Below are 3,605 nucleotides of genomic sequence, written 5' to 3' on the forward strand. Positions count from 1 at the left end.
GTGAGATACAGTTTTAGATCCCCCCTGCCCCCCTTAAAAAGGGGGGAGTCTTCAAAGTCCCCCTTTTCAAGGGGGATTTAGGGGGATCGTAACTGTACCTCATCTTTATGAGAAATGCTATAACTGAAATGACTTCTCAATCTAGATTGTTTAGTATTGACTCTTGTAGGTTGGGTTGAAGTAACGAAACCCAACACAAGCAATTTTTTCCAAAACCCTATCTCTAAATCTACTTTTATTATTGTTTAGTTTCCTATTTCCAACTTGCCCAAAGCTATCAAACTTTCTAAATCTTCTTGTGCAGTTGATAGATAAATTTTAATAACTTCTCTAACTTTTTCTAATTCTTTTTCCTTAGCTAAACCTAACATCCTACTAACATCTGCTAAATCCTGAGTTCGACTAGCTGATAGTTTCATTAAAATTAAATATGGTAGGGCAATAATTCGTAAACCATCAGGAGCATAATTAGGATTAGCGATCGCTGCTTCTACCCAATTATCTTCTCCTTCTAAAACATCTAAAGAAGTATTATCTGACAATCTCCATTGACTCCGACAAATACTTAAATCACCTATTTTTTGAATTTGAGAATTGTCTAAATCTTGGTAAATTAAATTACGGTCTTGAACTTTAATTAAAATATCAATATCTAACGTCATTCTTTCTGGCATATATAACCTTGTTGCTACACCGCCAACTATGACAAAAGGTGCTTGTTTGATAATTAATTTTAGATTACTCACAGGATAACTCCAAGTCCGTTTTTCCCAAAATTCTAAACTACTACCACTGCCAGATTTTACTCATTTTTTTACTAAACCTATAAACAACTTTCTTTTTTGTCTATAAATATCATTAATTAACATAAAAATCGCAAGTGCTAGACAGAGATTTTGCCACGGATAAACGGATTATATCAAAAACTAATTTACAGCGGTTTTCATTGCATTTTTTAGGAAAATGCCACTACAGGGTTTTGGTTATGACGTGATCTCATCAATCTGAAAAGCGCTGTAAGCACTCCCGCAGTTACTACTTCAAATCTTTCTGCTGTAACCAAAACATCATCCTCAATTTTATTCCATTAGTTGTTGCACTTCATTTAATGGTAAATCTACTGCTTCAGCAATTTGTTGTGCTGTTAAACCAAGTTTGATTAATTTAGAGACAGTGTTTAATTTATTTGTATGCAAGACATTTTCAACGATGGGTTGGGGAAAAGTTGTGTTGTTATCATCTGATTTTTTGTTGACAAAATCCCTATTTTTTAATTCTGTTGTTTCGGGATTATTACATAGATTAAGATTACCAATTTGTACAGGATTACCAATAATCTGATGCTGATAGTTTGTGAATCCTAAACGTTCAACTTTAGCGACAAAATTCGACTTATTTAACTTCTCTCCAAAAATCTCTGATAAAAGTTGCCAGAGTTCGTATCCTTCATCTTTAACATGACCATTAGAGCATTTATGTTGTTCTGCAATTTCTCTGTATTTTTCGTTATTCAGAACACCCTTTAAAATTCCCATTTGGATATTACTTAGGTGTCTTCCAGTTTGCTGAAATACCAACTCATCAATTGAATTTAAAACTGTTTGCCAGTCCATTTTTTTATAATTGTTTAAATAATTTATCCGCTATTATCCTTCATTATCCGTCTTTTTTAGATTTTTTTAACAGAATTCCCGTCTTTATCCGTCCTTTTCTGAATAGTCAATATTAATATAGTTTGATTATAATATAAACTAGCCTAGTAATTACCTCAATTTGAATAAGTAAACCAAGATAATGACTCAAGCTGTATCTTCACTTAATTTTGCACAAAAGAAGACTTTTCTCACAGAAGTCTTTTTTAATATTGGTATCACTTTTTTTATTTATTTGTGTATTGTATGTTCAGTTGCTCAATTCAAAATCACAAGACCTTTAAGTGAGCTTTTATATGGAAGTCAAACCAACACTATCATTGCTTTGGTCATTTATAGTGTACTTTGCTATTTAGTCTATACATTGTTTGGTTCGAAAACTGGCGATTTGACTAAATATATTGGATATATTGGAATAATTTTTCTGAAAGCTTTATGGGTTTCACCAATCTTAATTTTGCTTGCTGATCAATACCCAAACATCATAATAGAATCTTTTGGGATGTCTTTGATGGTAATTGGATATATAAACAGACTTGCAAACCACGCAGTAAAGGCAAATAAAGGTTATAATTTTTTAGCTCCTATTGTGCAGGTGGGAATTATATCTGTAACTGTTGCTGCTATTTTAGGCATAATTTTTGGATTCGATCTCGGATTATTTTATAATTTAATCGTTGTATTTTTATACTCATTAGGTCTTCTAATTGTAGGAGTACAGATATTAAACGCTGACAAAAATAGCCATTTTTCCTTTGAAAAAGGTGAACAATTGAGGTCTTCTTTATTTGTATTTTCCGTATTAGAAATAATTTATTTGTATATAGCTTTTCTTCTGATTATGATGATGATGTTTAAAGATAATTCTTAATTGACAGCAAGTAGCAGCTTTAGAAAAGATGATCGATAATCCCGTTGCTCAATTTTTGATCAAAGCTGCAAAAGAAGTATTGAACCCTTAAATAAATTCTTGAGATAGTATTTGTAGGTTGGGTTGAGGCAACGAAACCCAACACAAATAATTTATTCCAAAACTTTGTCTCTAAATCTATTTTATTGATCAGCTATAAAGAATTTCAGCTTGAGTAATAGTTGTTGTAAAAAGATTATTTATTGGTCTTGCTGCAACCCATTGACGAACTACTAATGAACCTTGAAATTTCATTAGTTCAGACACTACATTAGTATCAAGTACAATCATATTAATCCTCAAAATTAGGATGTTCGCGTAGCGGATATCTGGATATAATTGGGATTTCAAAATCTCCAAAATCGGAAAAACGTTCCTTGATTTTTGCAGCAAGATTTAGAGAATTCTCTTCGTTTTATGTTAATACTGCACGGAGAATTTCTTTAGCTTCTGCTTCAAGAGAACGTCTACTATATTCCGCTCTCTTTTGTCACCTAACGATGAGGTAATCATCAAAATTTTCGATTATAATACTGCTCATCTTAATATCAAAAACTAACAAGAAACAAAGATTAATTAAACCATTAGAACTTATTATTTTGGGAAAATTGTTGGGTTTATCCTACGGATAAGCTCCGCTTTTCATGTCGCGGAGCGTTAGCGGAGCTTTGCGTCAGCAAAACGTTACCTCAACCCAACCTACAAGTGCTAGACAGAGATTTGGGCACAGATAAACGGATTATATCAAAAACTAATTTACAGTGGTTTTAATTTCGGTAGACTAATAGATTAACACAGCTAAAATAGTGCATTAGGTAGGGAGGTTTTCCGCGCTTGAGCGGACATCTAAGGGCGAATGCCATTCGCCCCTACAAGCGAGCGCGACATAGAATAGGAGCATTCCGGAACGGAAAACGCATTACAGCGCTTTTCAGTTGAGTAGACCACTAAATTCATTGTTAGGAGTCAGGAGTCAGGAGTCAGGAGTCAGGAGTTAGGAGTTAGGAGTCAGGAGTCAAGAGTTAGGAGTGAAGAGTAAGTAA

The 3,605-nt window shown here is 33.3% G+C and carries 4 protein-coding genes; 1 reads left to right on the top strand and 3 read right to left on the bottom strand.

Annotation, left to right across the window (positions count from 1 at the left end; translation table 11 throughout):
* Nucleotides 1-245: 245 nt before the first annotated feature.
* Nucleotides 246-746 carry a hypothetical protein gene (locus tag F6K40_RS39295; protein WP_293145465.1) on the bottom strand — a complete coding sequence of 167 codons (501 nt, stop codon included), beginning with the start codon at nt 744-746 and terminating at the stop codon, nt 246-248.
* 333 nt (nt 747-1,079) lie between these two features.
* Nucleotides 1,080-1,613 carry a helix-turn-helix domain-containing protein gene (locus F6K40_RS39300; protein WP_293145468.1) on the bottom strand — a complete coding sequence of 178 codons (534 nt, stop codon included), beginning with the start codon at nt 1,611-1,613 and terminating at the stop codon, nt 1,080-1,082.
* A 181-nt stretch (nt 1,614-1,794) separates the two neighbouring features.
* Here F6K40_RS39300 and F6K40_RS39305 point away from each other — a divergent pair, with 181 nt between their 5' ends.
* A complete protein-coding gene (locus F6K40_RS39305; protein ID WP_293145471.1) occupies nt 1,795-2,523 on the top strand; it encodes a hypothetical protein in 729 nt (242 codons plus the stop codon).
* A 189-nt stretch (nt 2,524-2,712) separates the two neighbouring features.
* On the opposite strand, the gene F6K40_RS39310 is transcribed toward F6K40_RS39305, so the two are convergent.
* Nucleotides 2,713-2,913 carry a PIN domain-containing protein gene (locus F6K40_RS39310; protein ID WP_293145474.1) on the bottom strand — a complete coding sequence of 67 codons (201 nt, stop codon included), beginning with the start codon at nt 2,911-2,913 and terminating at the stop codon, nt 2,713-2,715.
* Between the last annotated feature and the right edge of the window lie 692 nt (nt 2,914-3,605).

Source organism: Okeania sp. SIO3I5, from assembly GCF_010672085.1.
In the GTDB taxonomy this organism is placed as follows: Bacteria; Cyanobacteriota; Cyanobacteriia; order Cyanobacteriales; family Microcoleaceae; genus Trichodesmium.

Bases quoted from the DNA above. Each gene is read 5' to 3' on its own strand.
- F6K40_RS39300 (WP_293145468.1), bottom strand. From the start codon at position 1,613: ATGGACTGGCAAACAGTTTTAAATTCAATTGATGAGTTGGTATTTCAG.
- F6K40_RS39305 (WP_293145471.1), top strand. From the start codon at position 1,795: ATGACTCAAGCTGTATCTTCACTTAATTTTGCACAAAAGAAGACTTTT.